This is a genomic window from Rhizobium lusitanum, from assembly GCF_014189535.1.
GTDB classification, from domain to species: domain Bacteria; phylum Pseudomonadota; class Alphaproteobacteria; order Rhizobiales; family Rhizobiaceae; genus Rhizobium; species Rhizobium lusitanum_C.
Window position 1 is genome coordinate 727,858 of the sequence record NZ_CP050307.1, and the last position, 21,552, is coordinate 749,409.

Here is a 21,552-nt window from a genome sequence, read left to right on the forward strand (position 1 = left end):
CTTATGCGAAGCATAATCGACAAAAGCTTCATCTATGGTCCGTCATTCTCCATGATGCGGCGTCGTTAAAGACAACGGCTTGCTGAGAAGAGATGGCGCAATGGAAAGCGGGCAGACTTTGAAAGACCGAGACATGTCCATTCAGCGGGATCGGCCCGTCATTCGCGATGCCAGTGATGAGGATATGGGGGCTATACGCGATATCTATACCCACCATGTTCTCTATGGATTGGCGACATTTGAGGAGGTGCCGCCGTCGGTCGACGAACTTCGTTTGCGTCGCGCCGCCGTGCTCGGCACGGGGTTGCCCTATCTCGTTGCCGAATTGAATGGCGAGATCGTCGGCTACAGCTATGCGACCGCCTATCGGCCTCGTCCTGCCTATCGTTTCTCAATCGAGGATTCGGTCTATGTCGCGGATGGTCTCGGCGGCCGGGGCGTCGGCAGCGCGCTTCTTCAGGAACTCATTGTCCGCTGTGAAAAGGGACCATGGCGACAGATGCTGGCCGTCATCGGCAACAGCGGCAATGCAGGCTCGCTCGCACTCCATCGCCGCATGGGGTTCCAGCCCATAGGAACGTTCAAATCCGCCGGTTTCAAGCTTGGCCGATGGGTCGATACTGTGCTGATGCAACGGGCCTTGGGGGAGGGTGATACAACGTCGCCGGAGATCGCTTCCGCCATTCGATAAAAACTGATGGTTGCAGACTACTCTTCTTTAACTAGGTCACTTCACTCGATGTTGGGGTTTTCGTGGGATAACCGCTTCAAAGAAGAGGTCACCATGAAAGAGTTTCCAGTTTCATCGAAAATCATTAAATCCGTCGCTTTCCACCCCGAGGACGGACGTCTCTATATTCGCTTCAAAAATGGCGAGGAGCGCCTGTTTGCCGGCGTTCCTGAAAAGGCCGCTCTCGCCATGGTCAAGGCGGCTTCGCCCGGCCAGCATTACATCGAACATATCCGCACCCGCTTCGAGCGCGTTGCCTAAAGCTCGATGCCGGATGGCCCTCGGCGGAGGGATGACCGGTATAAGTTTGAAACGGTATTTTTCGAACGTCGCGTCAAACGAACCAGAATACCTTTAGTCCACTAATTTTATAGACAATATTCTAAGCACGGGATTGCCGATGCGTCGCAACTTTGCACGCTGGCAGGGCCGGTCAATTTCGATCGTTTCCAGTATCGGGGCTTAGAATATGGGGCGTGCAGTCTTTGGAGTTTCGCTAAGAAGCAGCGTCCGCGCGGTCGTTGCCTTGTCTTTCCTTTCGCTCGCCGGTGCACATGCCTGGGCGGCGTCCGAGGGCGCCAAGCCGGTTGATGGCGGTATCCTCAAGGTTGGTCTTGGGACGGACACAGCCATTATCGACCCGTCGATCACCGGCAGCTCGATTACCGCGGTCATCACCCGCAATATCGTCGACTCGCTGGTCGGTCAGGCCGAGGACAACAGCTTCACGCCCTGGCTGGCCGAGCGTTGGGAAATCAATGGCGACAACACGGTCTATACATTTCATCTGAGGCCGGGTGTGACCTTCAGCGATGGCACGCCGCTCGATGCGGCGGCGGTGAAGTATAATTTCGATCGTATCCTCGATCCGAAGACGACCTCTAGCTACGCTAAGTCGTTGCTCGGTCCGATCGACAAGATCGAGGCGCCGAACGCAAATACTGTCGTGATCAGCTATCGTCAGTCTTTCGCGCCGCTGCTGCAGGGCCTTAGCCTGCCCTATCTCGGGATCCAGTCTCCGACCTATCTGCAAAAGGCGACAAGCACGACCAATACCGTTATCGGCTCCGGTGCCTATGTCCTCGATAGTTTCGTGAAGGGCAACGGCAGCAAGCTGACCCGGCGTGCCGATTACAACTGGGGCCCCGGCTATGCCGCCCACAAGGGGCCGGCTCATTTCAATGAGATCGATTTCAAATACTTGCCGGAAGCCTCGGTTCGTCTCGGCGCCCTGGCGAGCGGGCAGGTGGACGCCATCGACGCGGTTCCGCCCGCTAATTTCCGCTCGGTGCAGAGCAATGGAAAATTGCAGGTCGTGACGAAGGAGAACCCGGGCGTTACAAGCGCCTTTCTCCTGAATATCTCGAAGGGACCTTTCCAGGACATCAAGGTTCGCCAGGCGTTCCAGAGCGCGGTGAATGTCGCCGCAGCCGTGAAAGCAGCTTACTTCGGCACGTTGAAGCCGGCTGACAATATCCTCGCGCCTTCGACGCTCTATTACGAATCCCGCCTTGGCGGCAAATGGGGCTTTGATCTCGCCAAGGCGAACCGCCTGCTTGATGAAGCCGGCTGGAAAGAGAAGGATGCCGACGGAATTCGCAAGAAGGACGGCCAGCGCCTGACGCTTCATTACGTCTACGACAGCGCCCAGGTTGGTGACTCCGATATTACGCTCGCGCAGGCGGCTCAATATCAGGTGCGCCAGGCCGGTTTTGATTTGCAGCTTGATCCTACCGATGCCGGTGGTTTTATCGCCCGTGCCAATGCCAATGATTACGATCTGGTCTCGCTCTATTACGTGCGTGCCGAACCGGACATTCTGCGCACGGTGTTTCACTCGGCTTATGCGCCGCCAAACGGCGCGAATTATGCGCGCATCAACAGTCTCGACGAAAAGCTGAGCAAGGCGATCGGCGCGAGCGATGCCGAGCGCAAGCGGCTTTACGCCGAGATCCAGACTGAGATCATCGACCAGGCCTATGCGGTGCCGCGCTATGTCGCCGCCTACCAGCTTGGCGCCTCCAAGAAGCTTCTCGGCATTAGCTGGGCCACCAACGCCAAACCAAATTTTTATGATGCCTGGCTCAACCCGTAACCTGATCCATGCCGTCGCAAGGCGGCTGGGTGTGATCGTCGCTGTGTTGTGGGGCGCAGCGACGATCGCCTTCATCGCAGTCAAGCTCATTCCCGGCGATCCGGTCTCGATCCTCTCCGGCGGCGAGAATGTCGTCGACGAGGCCGAGCGGGCAGCTCTGGTCCATCAATATGGGCTGGATCAGCCGCTGGTGCTGCAATATGCGCGCTATATCGGCAACGCGCTGTTCGGCAATTTCGGTGAGAGCTATCAGTACCGGCAGCCCGTCATCGACGTCATAGCGGAGGCGGCCGGCCCGACGCTGCAACTGGCGGGCAGCGCCATCATCGTTGCGCTCAGCCTGGCGATAACCATCGCCCTGGCGACGGCGGGCCGCCGGCGAGGGCTGGCGGTGACGCTTTCCGGTCTCGAACTGATCTTGCTGAGCACGCCCGTCTACTGGATTGGCATCGTGCTGCTGTCGCTCTTCAGCTTTCAACTGCAATGGTTCCCGGTGACCGGTAATGATGGGTTTGCCTCTCTCGTGCTGCCGGCGATTGCGCTCAGCCTGCCCTTGACCGCGCTGTTGAGCCAGGTTCTGCGGGATGGTCTGGAAGAGGCTCTGTCGCAACCCTTTGCGCTGACGGTCCGGGCTCGCGGTGTCGGAGAAACCCTCCTGCGGTTTCGCCACGGTCTGCGCCATGCAGCACTCGCCGCGTCCACCCTGACCGGTACCCTGTTTGCCAGCACGCTCGGCGGCTCCATCCTCACAGAAACGGTGTTCGGCCGATCCGGCATCGGCCAGATCACGCTGCAGGCAATCAAGACCCGCGACATGCCGTTGGTGCTTGGGCTGGTGATGCTGTCGGCCTGCGTCTTCGTCATCATCAACCTGCTGGTCGATGCCCTCTATCTGCTGATCGATCCTCGCCTACGGAGAGTGCCACAATGAGCAGCGCGGAATTATTCGATGCGGCGCTACGCCGGCGTCAAGATGGCGGTGCTGGCGCCAATCCTTGGCTTGCACCCGGCCTGCTCATCCCGCTCGTCATTGTGGTGGTTCTTGCTGTTGCTATCAGGGAGCCGCAATGGTTCACCGCTTTCGATCCGGAAGCGGTGGATACGGATGCGATATTGATGCCGCCGGATTTGCGGCATTGGTTTGGAACCGACGAACTCGGGCGCGACCTGTTTTCGCGCGTCGTGCACGGAACATCGCTATCGCTTGCGATCGGCATCGGCGCCACATTGATCGCCACCCTGGGCGGTATTCTACTTGGCACGGCAGCAGCACTTGCGCCGAAGGCCGTCAGCCGCATTCTGGTGCGCCTGATCGATATTCTCCTCGCCTTTCCCGAAATACTGTTGGCGCTGCTGGTGATCGCCGTGCTTGGGCGCGGGCCTTTGAACACGCTGCTTGCCGTCGGTTTTTCCAGTGTCGCATCCTATGCGCGGCTGGTCCGCTCGCAGGTACTACAGGTGAAGCTTTCAGGCTATGTCGAGCACGCCGTCACGCTCGGTGAACATCCCTGGACGATCGTCACCCGGCATATCATCCCGAATACTATCCGTCCGCTGCTGATCCTGGCGACAATCGGGGTCGGGAGCTCCGTCCTCTCCGCATCGGCTCTGAGCTTTCTCGGCCTCGGCGTCGTGCCGCCGGCAGCGGAATGGGGCGCGTTGCTGGCAAACGGCCGCAATTTTCTCGACATTGCCCCGTGGACCAGCCTGCTGCCGGCCACCGTGGTAGCCATCTCCGTGATCTCGATCACCCTTCTCGGCCGCCGGCTGCAAAACCTCTTGTCCAAGGGGGAAGCCCGTTGAACCTGGATAATACCATCCTGCGGAGCCACTTCGCGGCCGTTCCCTCAAGTCCTACGCTGTTGGAGGTAAAGGGGCTCAGCGTAACCTTTCCGACGCCGCGTGGCCGGGTGCAAGCGGTGAGGGACGTTTCCTTTCAAATCGCAGCCGGGGAAATCCTCGCGCTCGTCGGTGAATCCGGGTCGGGAAAATCGGTGACGGCTCGTGCACTCGTGGGCCTTGCCGGCGCGCGGGCTGATGTCCGGGCAGAAGCGATGACACTTGTCGGCCATGATGGACAGGTGCTGGATCTTCAGGGTCTTTCCGAGCGGTCGTGGCGTCAGCTTCGCGGGCGGGAGGTTGGCTTCGTGCTGCAGGATGCCTTGGTCTCGCTTGATCCCTTGCGCACGGTCGGTCGCGAGGTTGCCGAACCGATCCTGGCGCACCGTTTGCTGCCCCGATCGCAAGTGGCTGAGCGTGTCGAGGAACTGCTCAGCCGCGCCGGCATCCCCGATCCTGACGTTCGCGCCGCCCAATATCCGCACGAGCTGTCCGGCGGGCTGCGGCAAAGAGCGCTGATCGCCTCGGCGCTGGCAGCGCAACCGCGCCTGTTGATCGCCGACGAGCCGACCACGGCGCTGGATGTCACGGTACAGCGGCAGGTCCTCGCGGTTTTCAAGGAGCTGGCGCGGGCCGGTCACGCGGTTCTCATCATCACGCATGACCTCGCGGTGGCAGCACAGCTCGCCGACCGCGTGGTGGTGATGCAGAATGGCCAATTGGTGGAAGCTGGCCCGGCACGCGAAGTATTGTCCACGCCGCTACACGACTATACGCGTCGCCTACTGGCAGCCGTGCCGACGGCCGCGACCCGTGGCCGCTGGTTGAGCGCAACCGACGGCGCGCCGATCCGCCGGCAGGTCGTGGAGGCCGAAACGCCGCTCTTGGAGATCCGCAATGTCTCGGTGAGTTTCAAGCGACCCGACGGCAGCAGGCTCGAAGCGGTCCGGCAGGTTTCGCTCGAGGTTGGCCGGGGTGAAACGCTCGGCATCGTCGGCGAGTCCGGTTCCGGCAAGACAACGCTCGGCAAGGTGGCGCTGGGGCTGCGACACGCGGCCAGCGGCGACGTACTCTTCGAAGGCAAACCATGGAGTGCGCTTGCCGAAGCTGAGCGGCGGCCCTTGCGTAGCCGCATCCAGACCATCAGTCAGGACCCCCTCGGCTCGTTCGACCCCCGCTTCACCGTGGAGCGCATCATCGACCAGCCTCTGCGGCTGCGAGGCGATCTCGACCGGGCGGCGCGGCGGCGGAGAATAGCGGAACTGATCGAATTGGTTGGCCTATCGCCGGAGCTTCTTGCACGACGGCCGAACACCTTGTCCGGCGGCCAGCGGCAGCGCGTATCCATCGCCCAGGCGCTTGCGGCCGAACCAAAGCTGCTGATCTGCGACGAGCCGGTTTCTGCACTGGATGTCACGACACAGGCGCAGGTGCTGGACCTGCTGGTCGATCTTCAGGGACGGCTGGGACTGTCGATGGTCTTCATCTCCCACGATCTCGGCGTGGTGCAACATATGAGCCATCGCATCGCCGTCATGAAGGACGGCGTGGTTGTCGAGACCGGAGCGGTGGAGGAGCTCTTCGATCAGCCGCAACATCCTTACACGCGCGATCTGATCGCCTCCGTGCCCATGCTTTCGGCCTGGAAGAAGGAATAGCATTTCACATACCGGCGGAAGCACTCGAGATGCCTGGGCGAGAAACAAAAGGGCTAATAGATTCTTTGTCGCATGGTCTTATCGCGATCTATTCCCTCGAGGGTTCAGCGTGATTTTCACTCGATCATGCGATGCTGTAATTTCAACCTGCTTATTACATCGATGAAAAACCGCAGGCTGGTGCTGGCCATGGTGCGTTTCGCTGCTTGCTAGCCCTCTTTTCTCTATTGCCAGTGGACGGCGACTTGGAACTCGCGCGGGCCGGCTTGTTTTTCAATCGCTTTTAGATTGAAAAACGCCGGGCCGCGCTATCTACATGATCCAGCTTTGCCCCAGGGAGGAAATGACGTGGTTGATGAAAAACAGCTTGTCTCCAAGATCACTTGGAGACTTATGCCTTTTCTAGGTATTCTCTATCTTATCGCCTATATCGATCGTCAGAATGTCAGCTACGCGAAACTGCAAATGGTTGATGCTCTGGGCATGAGCGAATATGCCTACGGCCTGGGCGCGTCTCTGTTTTTTATCGGCTATTTCCTGTTTGAAGTCCCGAGTAACCTGCTGCTCGACAGGTTCGGGGCGAGCAAGTGGTTTGCGCGCATTCTGGTGTCGTGGGGGATTGTCACGGTCGCACTGGCCTATACCCAGAGCCCGACCATGTTCTACATTCTGCGCTTTCTGCTCGGCGCCTGCGAAGCGGGGTTCTTTCCGGGTGTCCTCTACCTTCTGACCCTCTGGTATCCCTCGGCCTATCGCGGCAGGATGGTCGGGTTGTTCATGATTTTCAGCGCGCTGGCCAACGCAATCGGAGCGCCCATCGGTGGCGTTCTGCTGGACATGGACGGCCTCTATGCTCACGCCGGATGGCAGTGGGTGTTCATCGTCACCGGTATTCCCGCCATTATCGCCGGTTTCGTGACCTTCTTCTATCTGTCCGACCTGCCGGAAAAGGCAGGCTTTCTCAGTGCCGAGGAAAAGAAGTGGCTCAAGGATCGGCTTGCCGCTGAAAATGCAGGCATGGAGCTGAATGCATCCGACGGCTTCAAGGCTCTGATCAATCCGCGCGTTCTGCTGATGGCGATTTGCTATGTCGGTTTTCCGCTGGCAGCCTACGGCCTCAGCTACTGGCTTCCGACCATCGTCAAGGGTTTTGGGGTCAGCAACACCACCAACGGGTTCCTGAACATCATTCCCTGGATTCTCGTCGCGATCGCTCTCTATGTCGTTCCGTCAATGGCGGACAAGGCTGAATCCAAGACGCCCTACATCGTGATCTCCGCGCTGACGGGGGCTGTGTGCCTGGTGCTCTCGGCGGTCATTCCGAACCATACGCTACAGTTCGCATTCCTCTGCGTTGCCGCCGCCGGCATCTTCGCCGGACAGCCGGTTTTCTGGAGCTTGCCGTCGCGCTTCCTCAAGGGGGCTGGTGCCGCCGCCGGTCTTGCGGCGATCAACTCCATCGGCAATCTCGGAGGCTTCGTCGCGCAGAATGTCGTGCCGTGGATCAAGGACGCCACTGGAAGCACGATCGCGCCGATGTTCTTCCTTGCCGCCTGCCTCGTGGTGGCTGCTATATTGGTTCTGTTTGTCGGGCGAATGATGACGCACGCGTCTACGCTGCGCGACGGGACAGGGTCCGGCACAACGCGCCCCTGATGAGACGTAAAAGGCCCGCCTTCCAATCTGGAGGCGGGCCTTTTGATCCGTCACATGTTTATACGCTTTTCGAAACGTCAGCCAAGCGCCGGCCGTGGAATGCCGAGATGATCGCGTAGGGTCGTGCCTTCGTATTCCGTGCGGAAAAGACCTTTTTCCTGTAGGATCGGCACCACTTCGCGGGTGAAATCTTCAAGCCCGTCGGGGAAGAAGGGCGGCATGACGTTGAAGCCGTCTGCGGCGCCGTTCTTGAACCATTGCTCCATGCGCTCGGCGATCTCAACGGGCGTTCCGAGCACGATATGATGGCCGCGGCCTGCGGCAACGCGCAAGGCAAGCTCGCGGATCGTCAATTTTTCCCGTCGCGCCAACTCCGTCAGCAATTCGGCACGGCTGCGCAACTGGTCCGAAATCGGCAGGTCGGGCAATGGACCGTCGAGATCGTAATCGGCAAGGCTATGGCCGATCCGCTCTTCAAGAAGCGGCATGGCGCTCTTGATCTCCGTCCAGCGGTTCAGGACATCGAGCTTCTCACGCGCTTCCGCCGCCGACCTGCCGATCACCGGCAGGAAGCCCGGCATGACCGCCACGCTATCGGGATCGCGCCCGAAGCCCGCAACCTTGCCCTTGAGGCTCTTGTAGAAGGCCTGGGCCTCATCGAGGCTCTGTTGCGCGGTAAAGACGATGTCGGCGGTTCGGGCGGCCAGATCCTGGCCTGGACCGGAGGAGCCGGCCTGGATCAGGATCGGATGACCCTGCGGCGAGCGCGGAATATTGAGCGGCCCCTTGACGGTGTAATACTTGCCCTTGTGGTCGAGCACGCGCACCTTGGACGGGTCTGCATAGACGCCGCTTTGCTTGTCCTTCGGGAAGGCGTCGTCGTCCCAGCTATCCCAGAGCCCGCGCACCACATCGACGAATTCCTCGGCTACGGCATAGCGCTCATCGTGTTCCGGATGGCTCTTTGAGAAGTTGGCGGCCGTGCGCGCATAGGCCGTCGTGACGATGTTCCAGGCGGCGCGGCCGTGGCTCAGATGATCGATCGAGGCAAAGGCGCGGGCGATATGATAGGGCTCGCCGTAGGTGGTCGATGCCGTCGCGGCAAGGCCGATCTTGTCGGTGACCATGGCAAGCGAGGCAAGTAGCGTCAACGGTTCGAAGCGCGCGATCATCGATGGGTGCGCGTCGATGGCGCTCGTCAGGCCGTCGGCCAGGAAGAGCATGTCGAACTTCGCCGCCTCCGCCATCTGCGCCACGCGGCGCAGCAGGTCGAAATTCTCACTGCCGGCCTCAGCATCCGGATGGCGCCAGCCGGAGACGTGATGACCAGCTCCCTGCAGGAAAAGGCCGAGATGGATCTTGCGGGTCTTGCTCATGGTTTCATGCCTTGGAATTACGGAAAAGATCAGGTCAGCCGCTGGCCGAGCACGTCGAGGAACCGATAGAGATCATCCTCGCTCCGCATCGTCCTTGCAAGTTCTGGAACGGCTGAGACAGCGGAATGGTTGCCGGTAGCGCCGCGGAATTTGTCGGTGGGATCGGTGACGCCCGGCAGGCCCTTGAACTCACGGGTCAGTCGTTCGCCATTGGTGAGGCTCACATCGGCGATCACAAAACGCGTCTTCGGGTCGCTGGACAGGCGAGGGGCTGCCTCGTCATGGCGGCGCCGCACGCGGAGGGCAACCGCCATCAGGTCCTCGCGCACCGGCGTCTCGCCGAAATGATCGATCCGGAGCGCTCCGTCGATGAGCGCGGTCGCAAAGACATATTCGGCGCTGAAGCGCGCATCGATCCCGTTGACCGGGTTCGTCACCACCAGCGCGGCATCGCCGCCCGGCGGGAAGGTTATGGTGACGGACTCGATCGTGTCCGCGCGCAAGCCTTCCTGATGCAGTTGAATGCCGATCACGCCGACCGGATGGCTTGCCGTGCAGCAGGGAAAGGCCTTCAACGTCAGTCCGGGCGAGACGATCTGCCAGGGCGAGCCCCAGTTTTCCACCGTGGCCTGTGGCCGCTCTTCGCCAAAGGCAAAGGCGGAGAAGAAGCCGATGGGATTGTCGAGGAAGTCCCTGGCGCCGCCTAGGCCGGCCTTGGCGAGCCTGGCGGACAAGAGGCCGGAGCGCGCGGCCATGCCAGCGTGGTAGGGCTTCGCATCATAGCCGAACTGCAGGCGCAATCCGCTCGAATGGGTGGCGGCGAGCCCCAGCGCTACGGCGGTTTCCTCGACAGAGTAGTCGAGCACATGGGCGACGGCCGCCGCGGCGCCGATCGTGCCGAGCGTCGCCGTCGCATGGAAGCCGTTCTCGTAATGCCTGGTGCCGAGCGAAAGCCCGAGGCGGGCCATGGCTTCGAGCCCGACGATATAGCCTGCGATCAACTGCTCGGCGGAAAATCGGACTTCCGAGGCAAGCGCCAGAAGGGCCGGTACGATCACCGTCGTTGGATGACCACGGACGCTTGAGTGCACGTCGTCATAGTCAAGCACATGTCCGGCATGGGCATTGACCAGCGCGGCCGTCAGGGCATCCGTCCGGCGCTTTTGTCCGACAATCACCGCATTGCCGTTGCCGGGCGATAGCTGGTCGAGCAAGATTAGCGTCGTGCGATCGAGCGCGCCGCCAAAGGCGCAGGCAAGCCAGTCGATCATTGCCGTGCGAGCCGCCTGGACGGCGGCGGCATCCTTCAGAGGTTCGGACGAAACGATGGCCTCGGCAAAGGCCGTGGTAAGCGGAAAGACCTTGTCCATAATCGATCCCTTTCAGATGCCTTCGCCGTCTTCCAGCGCGCCACGCGCGCCCGCTAGTCCGTTGACAAAGCGGCGGATGCGCGGATTTGCGGACTTCTGGAAGATGTGCTCGGGCGGTCCCTTGTCGACGATGAGGCCGTTTTCGGTGAAGACGACGACGTCGCTGATTTCCTCGGCAAACCGCATCTCGTGCGTGACGAGAATGCTGGTCATGCCCTCCTTGACGAGATCGCGAATAACGGCGAGCACTTCGCCGACGGTTTCCGGATCGAGCGCGGAGGTCACTTCGTCAAACAAGACGAGATCCGGTTTCATGGCAAGCGCGCGGGCGATCGCAACGCGCTGCTGCTGGCCGCCGGAAAGCTGTCCCGGATACATCTGTGCCTTCTCAGACAGACGCACGCGCGCAAGGAGATCCTTCGCGTGACGCTCGGCCTCGGACCGATCGACGCCGAGAATGCGGATCGGGGCGAGGGTGATGTTGTCGATGACCGTCAGATGCGGGAACAGATTATACTGCTGGAAGACGATGCCGATCTTCTGGCGCAGCTTGATCCTGTCCGTTTCGCTGGTCATCTGATCGACGCGCGCGCCATTGACGGTGATGCGGCCGGATTGCGGCGTTACCAGCGCGTTGATGCAGCGCAGGATCGTCGATTTGCCGGAGCCGGAGGGGCCAATGATCGAGACAGTCTCGCCCCGCGCCACCTGCAAGTCGATCCCTTTCAGCACCTCTGTGGGTCCGAAAGACAGGTGCACGTCCGCCAGTTCGACGATCGGATTGGTCGCGGCTTGGCTCATGCCCAGCTCCTCATACTTTCAGGCGACGCTCGAGGCGGCGCGTCAGGCTGGAAATAGGATAGCAAAGAACGAAGAACGCCGTCATCACCACGATATAGGCAAGCACGGTGAAATCCAGCCGGCGAACGGCGGTGCTAGCATCGGTCGCGGCATGGAGGAGTTCATGCACGCCGACGAGCGAGGCAAGCGCAGTCCCCATGGTGATGGAGGCAAAAAGGTTCATCCAGGGCGGTAGCGAGCGGCGGGCGCATTGCGGCAGGATAATCCAGCGCAGCGCTTGCAGCCTGGAAAAACCAAGCCCCTTGGCCGCCTCCCATTGTGTCGTCGCGATCGATTGTATGGCGCCGCGCGTGATCTCGGCGACATAGGCGCTGGCAGGGATGGCAAGCCCGATCACCGCCTTCAGCCAGTCGGGGAAGGGCAGGTAGTGGCCGGCCACCACGATCTCGAAGGGAAAAATGTAGGTGGTGGCGAAGATCAGCACGAGATGCGGCGCGTTGCGGAACACCTGAACGTAGAAGACGACCGGATAGCGGACGATCTTCAAGGGCGCGAGTTGCAAAATGCCGAGGATCACGCCCACCAACGTGCCGCCTGTCATGGCGAGCAGGCTGATCAGGATATTCATGAGGAAGCCGCTGCCGAGATAAGGCAGCCATTCGATAAGGGTCGACAGCAGCGACAGATCGGCAAGCAACCAGATGGCGGCAATAACAATCAGCGCGCCAAACAACCATGGAAGCCGGTTGTGTGCCGACGCGGACAGGATCTTGGCGTTGGTCATGATCCCACTCCGAATCCCGGCACGGCCAGGCGCTTTTCAACCCAATGGCCAATTCGCGCGACCGCCAGATTGATGGCGCTGAAGAACAGCAGGATGACGATCATCAGCTCGACGACGTTGTCGCGCTGCGTCCAGACCATGATCGAGGCGTAGGTGATCTCGCTCACCGCGATCGCATTGCCGACGGTCGTGAGCTTCACCAGATTGATCAGATTATTGACGAGGGCCGGCAGAGAGGCGCGGATCGCCAAAGGAGCCTCCACGAACCTCAGGATCTGCAGGCGGGTGAAGCCGATGGCGCGGGCCGCCTCCACGGTCTGCTCCGGCACGGCCTCGATGCCGGCGCGAATGGCATCGGCATGCAGGGCGGCCACATGCAGGCCGACGACGGCCACGACCCAGAAAAACGGCGAGAGCGGATTGTTCTGCGCCCCGCCGAGGACATTGGAGACAAGCGTGTTCAGCACCAGGAAGCTGAACATCAGCTGCACCAGCGTCGGCGTATTGCGGGTGATTTCGATAAATGCCCTGACGGGCGCGGATACCAGTTTGCGGCTGGATGTCAGCATGGCCGCAAAGAGGAGGCCGAAAGCGAGGCTGACCGGAATCAGGAGCACAATGAGATAAAGCGTGGTGATAAAACCACCACGCCAAATCTGTGCCTCATAACCGCCGGCGAGGAACTCGTAGTTGAGCCCGATCTTGCCCGTCCAGTCTATGAAGGCCTGAAGAAGGGAATTCCCCATAAGCAGCCTTGCTTCAAGCGACCTAAAGCGTCACTTGCCTTCGCTCTCGAGCTTCTTGTGCTCTTCCTCGAGATAGGAGGTGTTGAGCAGTCGGTTGGCCTTCGCGTATTCGAGCAGCTTGCCGTTCGCATGCAGCTCACGGATGACCTTGTCGAGCGCATTGCTCGTATCGGTCTCGCCCTTGCGCAGCCAGATCACGGAATCGGACGGGACGAGTTCGGTGGGGAAGAGGATGGTGTAGTCCTTCCATTCTTCCGGGCGGTCCTGAAGCAGAAGGCCGACGGTGGCGCCGACATGGACGGCAGCGACGCAATTGCCACCCTGTAGTGCCAGTAGCGATTCCGGCTGGCTGGGCAGAGCCTTCACTTCGGCGCCATACTGCTCGATGAGCGGCTGTGTGTAGTTCGACCCCTGCGAAACGCAGACCGCCTTGCCCTTCAGGTCGCTCCAGTCCTTCAAGCCACTGTCCTTGCGACCGACGGCCGCACCACCGCTGCGATCATAAGGGGTCGGAACGTAGTCGAGAATCTTGGCGCGCTCTTCGGTATACTGCATGTTGGCGATGAGGATATCCACCTTGCCTTGCTGCAGGAACTGCACCCGGTTCGGCGGCGTCACCGTCACCGTTTCCAGCTTGACGCCGAGCTTGTCGGCCAACGCCTTGGCGATGTCGATATTATAGCCCTTCTGCTCCTGGCCGGCCGGATCGATATAACCGAATGGCGCGCCGGACAGGATGACGCCGACCGTCAGCGAGCCGCGTCCCTTGATGCGGTCGAGCGTAGCGTCGGCATGGGCGAGCGTGCTGAAAAGTGCGCCGATGGAAAGGGCCGCAGCAAAAAGCGTCGTCGAAGTTCGCTTGGCAAAGTTCATGGGTTCTAAACTCCTTCGTTGGCGCGGAAACTAGAGAGCCCGGCCAAGGCGGGCAAGGAATTGCATGCTATTTCTCTTGAATTCTTGGAATGAATTACCCGCTTATTTTCAGATTGATAAGACCGTTTCCTCAACGTTTGCTGGGGCGGATGGAGCTACGCAGGGTAATCAGGCGGTCGAGGGATTGCAGAGTCGTTTCCTGGGCGGCGGTGGCGAGCGCGAGCATCATCGATTCAAGGCAGACGAGGGTCGGGCCGTGGAGTGCGACGTGCTCGATCTTGGCACGGGGAATGATGATCGATGCATCGGCATGCTTGCGCAGCACCGTGTCTTCCTGTCCGAGCAGCATGACGATCGGGATGCCGAGGCGCTGCGCCTCGGTGATGGTCGTCATACCTTCGCGGTGTGCCCGGCCATAGGCCATCATGATCAACGCATCGCCTTCTTCCATGGTCAGAAGCTGTTCGGCGAGCGCGATCCCGGTGAGGTTCAGTGCATAGGAAGGATAGCCGTTGCGGGAAAAGAGACGGGCGGCATACGTCGCGAGCACCCCGGAGGCGCCGATGCCGAAAACGCCGATGCGCTTTGCCCCGAGAATGACCGCGATGGCATCCGCCATGCCTTGGCGATTGGATGGCGCGGAGAGCGCCTCCATGGCATTGCGGTGATCGTTGATGACAAAATCGATGGCGGAATCGACATTGCTGTTCAACTCCCGCGCGGTCGTCGCCATCTTCTCGGACGGAGAATCCGTCTCGCCGATGTGGGCCTCCAGCGTGTCCTTGAGGTCGAGCAGCCCTTCGAAACCCAGCGCCTGGATCGCGCGGATGACCGTGGCATCGGAGGTGCCGGTTTCGTTGGCGATTTCGAGCGCGGATTTGCCGAGGATGGCGTGGCGATGCTGGTCGATAAAATCGGCGACGCTAAGCAGGCTCGGCGACAAGGATGCGCGGCGGTTCTTCAGTCTTTCGCCGAAGCGGTCGATCCGGCGCGTCTTCTTCTGGTTTCTGGAGGCGGCGTCCATGGCCGGTGAGATACCTTCCTTAGATAATCATATTAAGGAAGGCACATTGTCTTATTCTTACCGATTTTGAAAGTCTTAGGCGCATCACTGTTGCGGTTGCTTTAAGCCCGGACGCCCCGCAACATGAGACTGCACCATCGAAACCATCAGATTGAGCGCCGCATAGGAATTGGAGATCGCCTCCTCGCGCGGCAACAGGATGTAGCGACCCTCGCGGCAGGCGGCGAGGAACTGGCAATAATCCGGGAGCACCTTGTTCATCGCGGCGATTTCTTCGGCCGGCGTGCCGCCGGTGTCCGAGCGGTAGGTGTCGAAGATGAAATCGGCGTCGAGCTCCTGTAGCCGTTCGGCGCTGACCTCGATCCGCCCGCCTTCCGGGATCTTTTCGATAATATCGGGAAAGTGGAAACCGGCATCGCGCAGCACGCGGCCGAGCGCGCGATAGGTATGATAGATGCTGATCTTGCCGTTCTGCGCCTGCAATACCGAAACGGTGATCTTGGACGGATCCACCACCTGTTTCAGCTCCTCGATCTGTGCGCGGTAGCGCCGATCGAGAATGGCGAGCCGGTCCTGCGTGCTGGTGAGATCGGCGAGGCGTTCGTAGATATGCGGCGCGCTGCCGACGGTGTTGTCGATAACGACGGTCGGTGCGATCTTCTCCAGCTGTTCGACCGGCGTCGTACGGCCGGGTTCGGTGATGATGAGGTCGGGTTTCGCCGCGACGACGGCTTCGAGATCGACGGTGACGGCGCCGATATAACGCATGCCGGAATTGTCGAAATCGATGCCGGTCAGGATCGGGCCGGAGCGCAGATGGGCCTTGCCATCGGTGCCGGTGCGACCGTGGCTTGCGACCGGGCGCACGCCAAGCTCGATCAGGGGGATGGTGATGTCGAGATCATGCATCGAGACGATGCGTAGCGGATGGACCGGCACTTCGACTTCACGGCCAAAATCATCGGTGAAAACGCGGGTTTCGATATTCTGCGCAAGCAGCGGACCTGCGGTGAAGGCGAGCATGAGAAGTGCAGCGGCTAGAGAGCGAAACATGACGATCCTTAAAGAAGATTGCGGCGCTTCCAGAGCAGAAGCAGAAGGACGGGAACGCCGACGATCGCAAGCACGATGCCGGCGGGAAGCTGGAGTGGCGCGAAGGCTAGGCGGCCGATGCTGTCGGCGATTAGCACCAGGGCTGCGCCGAAAAGCGCGCTGCCGGCCAGAAGCGCCATCTGGCCACCGCCACGGATCGCCAGCCGCGCCATATGCGGCGCGATGAGGCCGACGAAGCCGAGGCTGCCAACGCAGGACACGCAGGCTGCGGTCAAAAGAACAGGTGCTACGAAGCGCAGGATCGAAAGCCGCCGCAGCGATACGCCAAGCCCGATCGCCATTGGATCGCCGAGCACGGCCGCGTCGGCGGCGGCTGCAGTGAGGAACAGGATCGTAGCGCCGAGAATGGCGCAGACAAGCGCGATCGGCACGATATCCCAGGAGACGGCGTTGAGGCTACCGGCAAGCCAGACCATGGCGGTCTGGACATCGCGGATATCCGAGGTGGTCAGGATCACGGACAGGGCTGCCGACATCAGCCAGGAAAAGCCGATGCCGATCAGCACGAAGCGCATGCGTGTCAGGTCACGCGCGAGCGAGGCGACGAGGAGCGCGCTGAGAAAGCCGCCTGCCATGCCGACAAGCGGTCTGAGATAAAGCCCCGCCGGCGGCACGAACAGGATCAGCGTGATCACGGAGAGGCTGGCTCCTTCCTTGACGCCGAGCAGGCCGGGATCGGCGAGGCCGTTGCGCGTCAAGGACTGCAGGGCGGCCCCCCGAAAGCCCGAGCATCGCGCCGCAAAGCACCGCCATAATGATGCGCGGCAGCCGGAAATCGCGAATGATCTGGTGGCCTTGGCCGGTCGCCTGGGCTGGATCGAAGAGCACAGTCAGGAGCTCGCGAAAGCCTGCCTCATGGCTGCCAAGCGGAGCCGTGACCAAGGCCGTTACAGCGATGGAAAGGCAAAGCAGGACAAGCACGAGGCAGCTGCGCATGTGGACACGACGCGATATCGGCCCCAGCGCGACGAGATGATAGCCGTTCTGCCGTGCGACGCTCATCGGAAATACCTCGAGGCGGCGAAAATGAAGACCGGTGCGCCGATGATAGCGGTCATGATGCCGGTTGCCAGTTCGTGCGGGCTCATGAGCATGCGCGCGGCGATATCGGCAGCCAGCAGCAGGGCAGCCCCGCCAAGCGCCGAAAGCGGCAGTGCAAATCGGAGATCACCGCCGGAAAGCTGCCGAGCCGCGTTGGGAACCATAAGGCCGATGAAGCCGATCGGGCCGGCGACGGAGACGGAAGCGCCGCAGAGAAGCGCCGTGGCGGCAAGCCCGATCAGTCGGGTGCTCTTGACCGGCACGCCGAGCCCGGTTGCTGCGGCATCGCCGAGCGCCAATGCGTTCAGGCGCGGCGCGATCATAAAGGCAAGCAGCATTCCCATGAGGATTGGTGCAAGTGCTGACCCGATCAGATCATAGCCGATGCCGGCGAGATCGCCGGCAAGCCATAGTCGCATCTCCTGCAATGTCTCTTCATCGAGGATGAGGATTGCCGAGGTGAGGGAGGAGGCAAGTGCTGAAAGCGCGATGCCGCAGAAGGTGACCTTCAGCATGGTCATTCCTGCGCGGCCTGCGGAGGCGAGCGCGATGACGGCGGCAAAGAGCAGGCCGGCGCCGAGTGCCGCCACCAGCGGGCGAGCGAAGCCACCGGCCAGAAACGGTAGGCTGCTCGTCAGCACGACGGCAAGGCTTGCTCCGGCATTGAGGCCGAGAATATGCGGTTCTCCCAGCGGATTGCGCAGCAGCGATTGCAACAGCAGCCCGGCGACACCGAGGGCGGCGCCGACGAGAAGGGCGGCGGCAAGCCGGGCGAGCCGCAGCTTCACCAGGATCTGATGCTCGAAATTATGGCTGTCGAAGGCGAAGACGGCTTTGAGCAGCGTTGTCGGCGCGACCGGCCGCGCGCCGATACCAGCATGGATCGAGGCCAGCACGACAATGATTGCCGCCAGCGCCATGAGGGCGAGAAGGCTGCGCATCGGACGAGCACGCCGTGGCGTGGAACTGGCTGAAACCGGGATTGCGCTCATTGTTCCCTCTTGGCTCCCTTGGTCGAGGGAAGGAAAAGGGGCAGGCCGGTTTCAGGATGCGCGAGACGAACCACCTTGATGTTGAAGACATCACGGATGAGCGCGGCGCTGCATTCGCCGGGATGTTCGGCGATGCCCGCAATTGCGCCGTCCTTTAGGAAGATCAGGCGGTCGGCATATTGAAGTGCGAAATTAAGATCGTGCAAAACGGCGACGATGGTGCGCCCGTGTTCGCGGGTGAGGTGCCGCAGCAAGTCAAGCACCTCCACCTGGTAGTGCAGGTCGAGGAAGGTGGTCGGTTCGTCCAGCAGGATGACGGGCGTCTCCTGGGCCAGCGCCATGGCGATCCAGCAGCGCTGGCGTTGGCCGCCGGAAAGGCTATCGACTGGCCGGCCAGCGAAGTCCAGCGTGTCAGTCACTGTCAGCGCATGTTGGACGGCCTCTTCGTCGGCTTCCGTCCATTGCCGCAGAAACCCCTGATGTGGATAGCGCCCTCGCGAGACGAGGTCGTAGACCGTCAGGCCCTCCGGCAAAAGCGGGCTCTGTGGCAGAAGACCGAGCTTGCGTGCCACCTCGCGCGTCGGCATGGCGTGCAATGCCTTGCTGTCGAGATTGACCGTCCCGCCCATCGGCTTCAGGAGCCGCGCCATGACCGACAGCAGCGTCGACTTGCCGGAGCCGTTCGGTCCCACAAGCATGGTCATGGTGGCTTCCGGAATGGACAGCGAAATGCCGTCGAGGATCAACTGCTTGCCGTAGCCCGCAGAGACGCCTTCGACGGATAGCACGGTCGAAGGCGTCCCGTCCTGTCGCTCCGAAATCTCTTCCTGTCCTTTGCGCATGCACTCTTTCGCGTGGGTTTCCGTTCGAGGGAAAGTATTCCTGAGTGTAGTAGTCAAATTTTTTGCGTTGTAAATTCCGGGGATTCCGCGCGCCCGCAGGGGGAGGACGGATGGAAAGGTCCGTCCGGCGCATATGTCCGAAATGAGGAAAGTGTCCTCATCTCGCTGAAAAAATGAGGTTTTCCGAAAAAATCGCCGGAATGAATGGACGCATTTCATTCGATCGCGCCTGAGGGAATTGCGGCCTGTCGGAAAGAATTCGCCGAATTAAAAGTTGACTACTACATTCAAGAAAAGAATAAGCCCTCAAACCCACGGTTACACGGGTCTTCACATCGAAAGTTGGAATTGGACGATATCCGCAAGGATACGGGGGCAGAATGAAGCAGGGGCAGACGGCGGTTACGGGCGCAACGATCCATCATGTGCGAACGGCCTTTTTGATATTGAGCGCCTGCGCGGCCTATCCGGCGATGGCGCAGGATGCCGTGGTGCAGCCGAAAAAATCGGAGACCGTGGCGACCCAGAAGAGTGACAGGGTTGAGGGTGACACGGTTCTGAGGCCGATTACCGTGAAGAGCGGTGGCCAGGACGGCGCGACCAAGGGGTATCAGCCGGTGTCGACCAGCACGGCGACGCGAGCCGACACGCCGCTGATCGATATCCCGCAAGCAGTCAATGTCGTCAGCCAGGACGTGCTGAAAGACCAGAAGGCGCAGTCGCTGGACGATGCGCTGTCCAATATCAGCGGTATCAGCCAGTCGAATACGCTCGGTGGCACGCAGGATTCTGTCATCCGTCGTGGCTTCGGCGATAATCGTGACGGTTCCATCCTGACCAACGGCCTGAAGACGGCGCTGCCGAGAAGCTTCAACGCCACCACCGACCGGGTTGAAGTGCTGAAGGGCCCGTCCTCGACGCTCTATGGGATTCTTGATCCGGGCGGCATGATCAACGTCGTCACCAAGAAGCCGCAACAGGTTTTCAGTGGCGAGATCTACGGGACTGCTTCCAGCTTCGGCGGCGGCTCGACCGGCCTCGACTTCACCGGACCGATCGAGGGCACGGATTTCGCCTACCGCCTGATCGGCGAATACAAGAATGTCGATTACTGGCGCAATTTCGGCAAGACGAAGGACTGGATCATTTCGCCGTCGCTCTCCTGGTATGGCGAGGACACCGAGGTCACCGTCTCCTATACGCATGAGGATTACAGTGTTCCCTTCGATCGCGGCACGATCTTCGACCTCAACACCGGTCACGCCGTCGATGTCGATCCGAAAATCCGTTTCGACGAACCCTACAATATCTCCAAGGGCAGCTCGGACATGGCGACGATCAACGTCAAGCACGAGTTGAATGAAAACTGGAAGCTAAGCCTCGATTACGGCTACAGCTATAACGAATATTCCGACAATCAGGCCCGGGTCATGGCCTATAATGCGGCGACCGGCAACGTCACGCGACGCGCCGACGCGACGCAGGGCTCGACGATCTACAATCACGCCGTCCGCGCCGATCTCAGCGGCGATGTCGAGATCGGTGGCCTGCGCAACGAATTGCTGTTCGGCACTTCCTACGACTATGCCGATACGCTGCGCACCGACCTGATCCGCTGCGGGCAATCGGTGAACTTCAACATCTACAATCCTGTCTATGGAAAAATGCCGGCTTGCACGACCGTCTCGAAGGCCGACAGCGACCAGACGGAGCAGATCTCCACGGCCTCGGCCTATATCCAGGATTCGCTCCACCTCGACGACCAATGGATCCTCGTCGGCGGCCTTCGCTATCAGTACTACGATCTGATGGCCGGCAAGGGGCGCCCCTTCATCACCAATACCGACAGCCATGGCGGCAAGTGGGTGCCGCGCGGCGGCGTCGTCTACAAGCTGACGCCGGACATCTCATTCTATGGCAATATCGCCAAGACCTTCCGTCCGCAGTCATCGATTGCCAGCTACTACGGCAATCTGGCGCCGGAGGAGGGGATCTCCTATGAAATCGGTAGCAAATTCGAGATCGCCGAGGGGCTGACGGCCAATGTCGCGCTCTATACCAGCGACAAGAAGAATGTTGCCTATTCGGAGGTGATCGATGGCGAGACCTACGTCAAGACCGCCGGGCTCGTTCGTGCCCGGGGCGTCGAAGTCGATATCGCGGGTGAGATCACCGACGAACTCAGCATGATTGCGAGCTATGGCTATACGGATGCCAAGGTTCTTGAAGACCCGACTTATGCCGGCAAACAGCTGGTCAACGTGCCGCGTCACACTGGCTCGCTGTTTTTCGCCTATGATTTCGGCGAGGTCGGCGGCAGCAATACGCTGAAGGTCGGCGCGGGCCTGCGTGGCGCCGGCAAGCGGGCGGGCATGAACACCAATGCCTATTTTCTGCCCGGCTATATCGTGGCGGATGCCTTCGCCGCCTATACGTTCCAGATGGAACGGCCGCTGACGCTGCAGCTCAATCTGAAGAACATCTTCAACAAGACCTACTATACCTCATCGATCGGAACGACCAATCTCGGCAACCAGATTGGCGAACCCTTCAGCGCGGTCCTCTCCGCAAGCGTCAAGTTCTGATCGCCGCCGAAATCAAGGACAACGAGC

Annotated in this window: 18 protein-coding genes and 1 pseudogene; 8 read left to right on the top strand and 11 right to left on the bottom strand. The window is 60.8% G+C overall.

Features of this window, described 5'->3' with window-relative positions; translation table 11 throughout:
- Positions 1-100 precede the first annotated feature (100 nt).
- From HB780_RS06425 to HB780_RS06455, 7 genes are all read left to right on the top strand, one after another.
- Positions 101-691, top strand: a complete 591-nt coding sequence (locus HB780_RS06425; RefSeq protein WP_183689201.1) for a GNAT family N-acetyltransferase — start codon at positions 101-103, stop codon at positions 689-691.
- Between the two features lie 93 nt (positions 692-784).
- On the top strand, positions 785-991 hold the full coding sequence (locus HB780_RS06430; protein ID WP_183689630.1) for a KTSC domain-containing protein: 207 nt from the start codon (positions 785-787) through the stop codon (positions 989-991).
- A gap of 208 nt (positions 992-1,199) precedes the next feature.
- The gene (locus HB780_RS06435; protein WP_183689202.1) at positions 1,200-2,825 is read left to right on the top strand and encodes an ABC transporter substrate-binding protein; all 1,626 of its coding nucleotides are present in this window, start codon (positions 1,200-1,202) and stop codon (positions 2,823-2,825) included.
- On the top strand, positions 2,803-3,756 hold the full coding sequence (locus tag HB780_RS06440; RefSeq protein ID WP_183689203.1) for an ABC transporter permease: 954 nt from the start codon (positions 2,803-2,805) through the stop codon (positions 3,754-3,756). The genes HB780_RS06435 and HB780_RS06440 overlap by 23 nt, the downstream gene beginning before the upstream one ends.
- A complete protein-coding gene (locus HB780_RS06445) occupies positions 3,753-4,628 on the top strand; it encodes an ABC transporter permease (protein ID WP_183689204.1) in 876 nt (291 codons plus the stop codon). The genes HB780_RS06440 and HB780_RS06445 overlap by 4 nt, the downstream gene beginning before the upstream one ends.
- Positions 4,625-6,322, top strand: a complete 1,698-nt coding sequence (locus HB780_RS06450) for a dipeptide ABC transporter ATP-binding protein (RefSeq protein WP_183689205.1) — start codon at positions 4,625-4,627, stop codon at positions 6,320-6,322. The genes HB780_RS06445 and HB780_RS06450 overlap by 4 nt, the downstream gene beginning before the upstream one ends.
- A 348-nt stretch (positions 6,323-6,670) precedes the next feature.
- Positions 6,671-7,978 (top strand): MFS transporter, encoded by a 1,308-nt coding sequence (locus HB780_RS06455; RefSeq protein ID WP_183689206.1) that lies wholly within the window; start codon positions 6,671-6,673, stop codon positions 7,976-7,978.
- 77 nt (positions 7,979-8,055) lie between these two features.
- On the opposite strand, the gene HB780_RS06460 is transcribed toward HB780_RS06455, so the two are convergent.
- The 11 genes and pseudogenes from HB780_RS06460 to HB780_RS06510 all read right to left on the bottom strand — a co-directional run bounded on the left by HB780_RS06460 (position 8,056) and on the right by HB780_RS06510 (position 18,940).
- Positions 8,056-9,354: an LLM class flavin-dependent oxidoreductase gene (locus HB780_RS06460; protein WP_183689207.1), complete on the bottom strand. Its 1,299-nt coding sequence runs from the start codon at positions 9,352-9,354 to the stop codon at positions 8,056-8,058.
- Between the two features lie 29 nt (positions 9,355-9,383).
- Positions 9,384-10,724 carry an MmgE/PrpD family protein gene (locus HB780_RS06465; RefSeq protein WP_183689208.1) on the bottom strand — a complete coding sequence of 447 codons (1,341 nt, stop codon included), beginning with the start codon at positions 10,722-10,724 and terminating at the stop codon, positions 9,384-9,386.
- Between the two features lie 12 nt (positions 10,725-10,736).
- Positions 10,737-11,525: an amino acid ABC transporter ATP-binding protein gene (locus tag HB780_RS06470; RefSeq protein WP_183689209.1), complete on the bottom strand. Its 789-nt coding sequence runs from the start codon at positions 11,523-11,525 to the stop codon at positions 10,737-10,739.
- A 10-nt stretch (positions 11,526-11,535) separates the two neighbouring features.
- A complete protein-coding gene (locus tag HB780_RS06475) occupies positions 11,536-12,309 on the bottom strand; it encodes an amino acid ABC transporter permease (protein WP_183689210.1) in 774 nt (257 codons plus the stop codon).
- Positions 12,306-13,055: an amino acid ABC transporter permease gene (locus HB780_RS06480; RefSeq protein ID WP_183689211.1), complete on the bottom strand. Its 750-nt coding sequence runs from the start codon at positions 13,053-13,055 to the stop codon at positions 12,306-12,308. Before HB780_RS06480 ends, HB780_RS06475 begins: the two co-directional genes overlap by 4 nt.
- 30 nt (positions 13,056-13,085) lie before the next feature.
- Positions 13,086-13,928, bottom strand: coding sequence for a transporter substrate-binding domain-containing protein (locus HB780_RS06485; RefSeq protein ID WP_183689212.1), 843 nt, complete (start codon positions 13,926-13,928; stop codon positions 13,086-13,088).
- A gap of 130 nt (positions 13,929-14,058) precedes the next feature.
- A complete protein-coding gene (locus tag HB780_RS06490; RefSeq protein ID WP_183689213.1) occupies positions 14,059-14,952 on the bottom strand; it encodes a MurR/RpiR family transcriptional regulator in 894 nt (297 codons plus the stop codon).
- A gap of 84 nt (positions 14,953-15,036) precedes the next feature.
- Positions 15,037-16,005 (bottom strand): ABC transporter substrate-binding protein, encoded by a 969-nt coding sequence (locus tag HB780_RS06495; protein ID WP_183689214.1) that lies wholly within the window; start codon positions 16,003-16,005, stop codon positions 15,037-15,039.
- Positions 16,006-16,013: 8 nt separating this feature from the next.
- A pseudogene (locus tag HB780_RS06500) lies at positions 16,014-17,067 on the bottom strand (FecCD family ABC transporter permease).
- The gene (locus HB780_RS06505; RefSeq protein ID WP_183689215.1) at positions 17,064-18,098 is read right to left on the bottom strand and encodes a FecCD family ABC transporter permease; all 1,035 of its coding nucleotides are present in this window, start codon (positions 18,096-18,098) and stop codon (positions 17,064-17,066) included. Before HB780_RS06505 ends, HB780_RS06500 begins: the two are co-directional and overlap by 4 nt.
- Complete coding sequence (locus HB780_RS06510) at positions 18,095-18,940, bottom strand: ABC transporter ATP-binding protein (RefSeq protein ID WP_183689216.1); 846 nt, start codon at positions 18,938-18,940, stop codon at positions 18,095-18,097. Before HB780_RS06510 ends, HB780_RS06505 begins: the two co-directional genes overlap by 4 nt.
- A gap of 380 nt (positions 18,941-19,320) precedes the next feature.
- Here HB780_RS06510 and HB780_RS06515 point away from each other — a divergent pair, with 380 nt between their 5' ends.
- Entirely contained in the window at positions 19,321-21,525 is a 2,205-nt protein-coding gene (locus HB780_RS06515) for a TonB-dependent siderophore receptor (protein WP_183689217.1), read from the top strand.
- Positions 21,526-21,552: the final 27 nt, after the last annotated feature.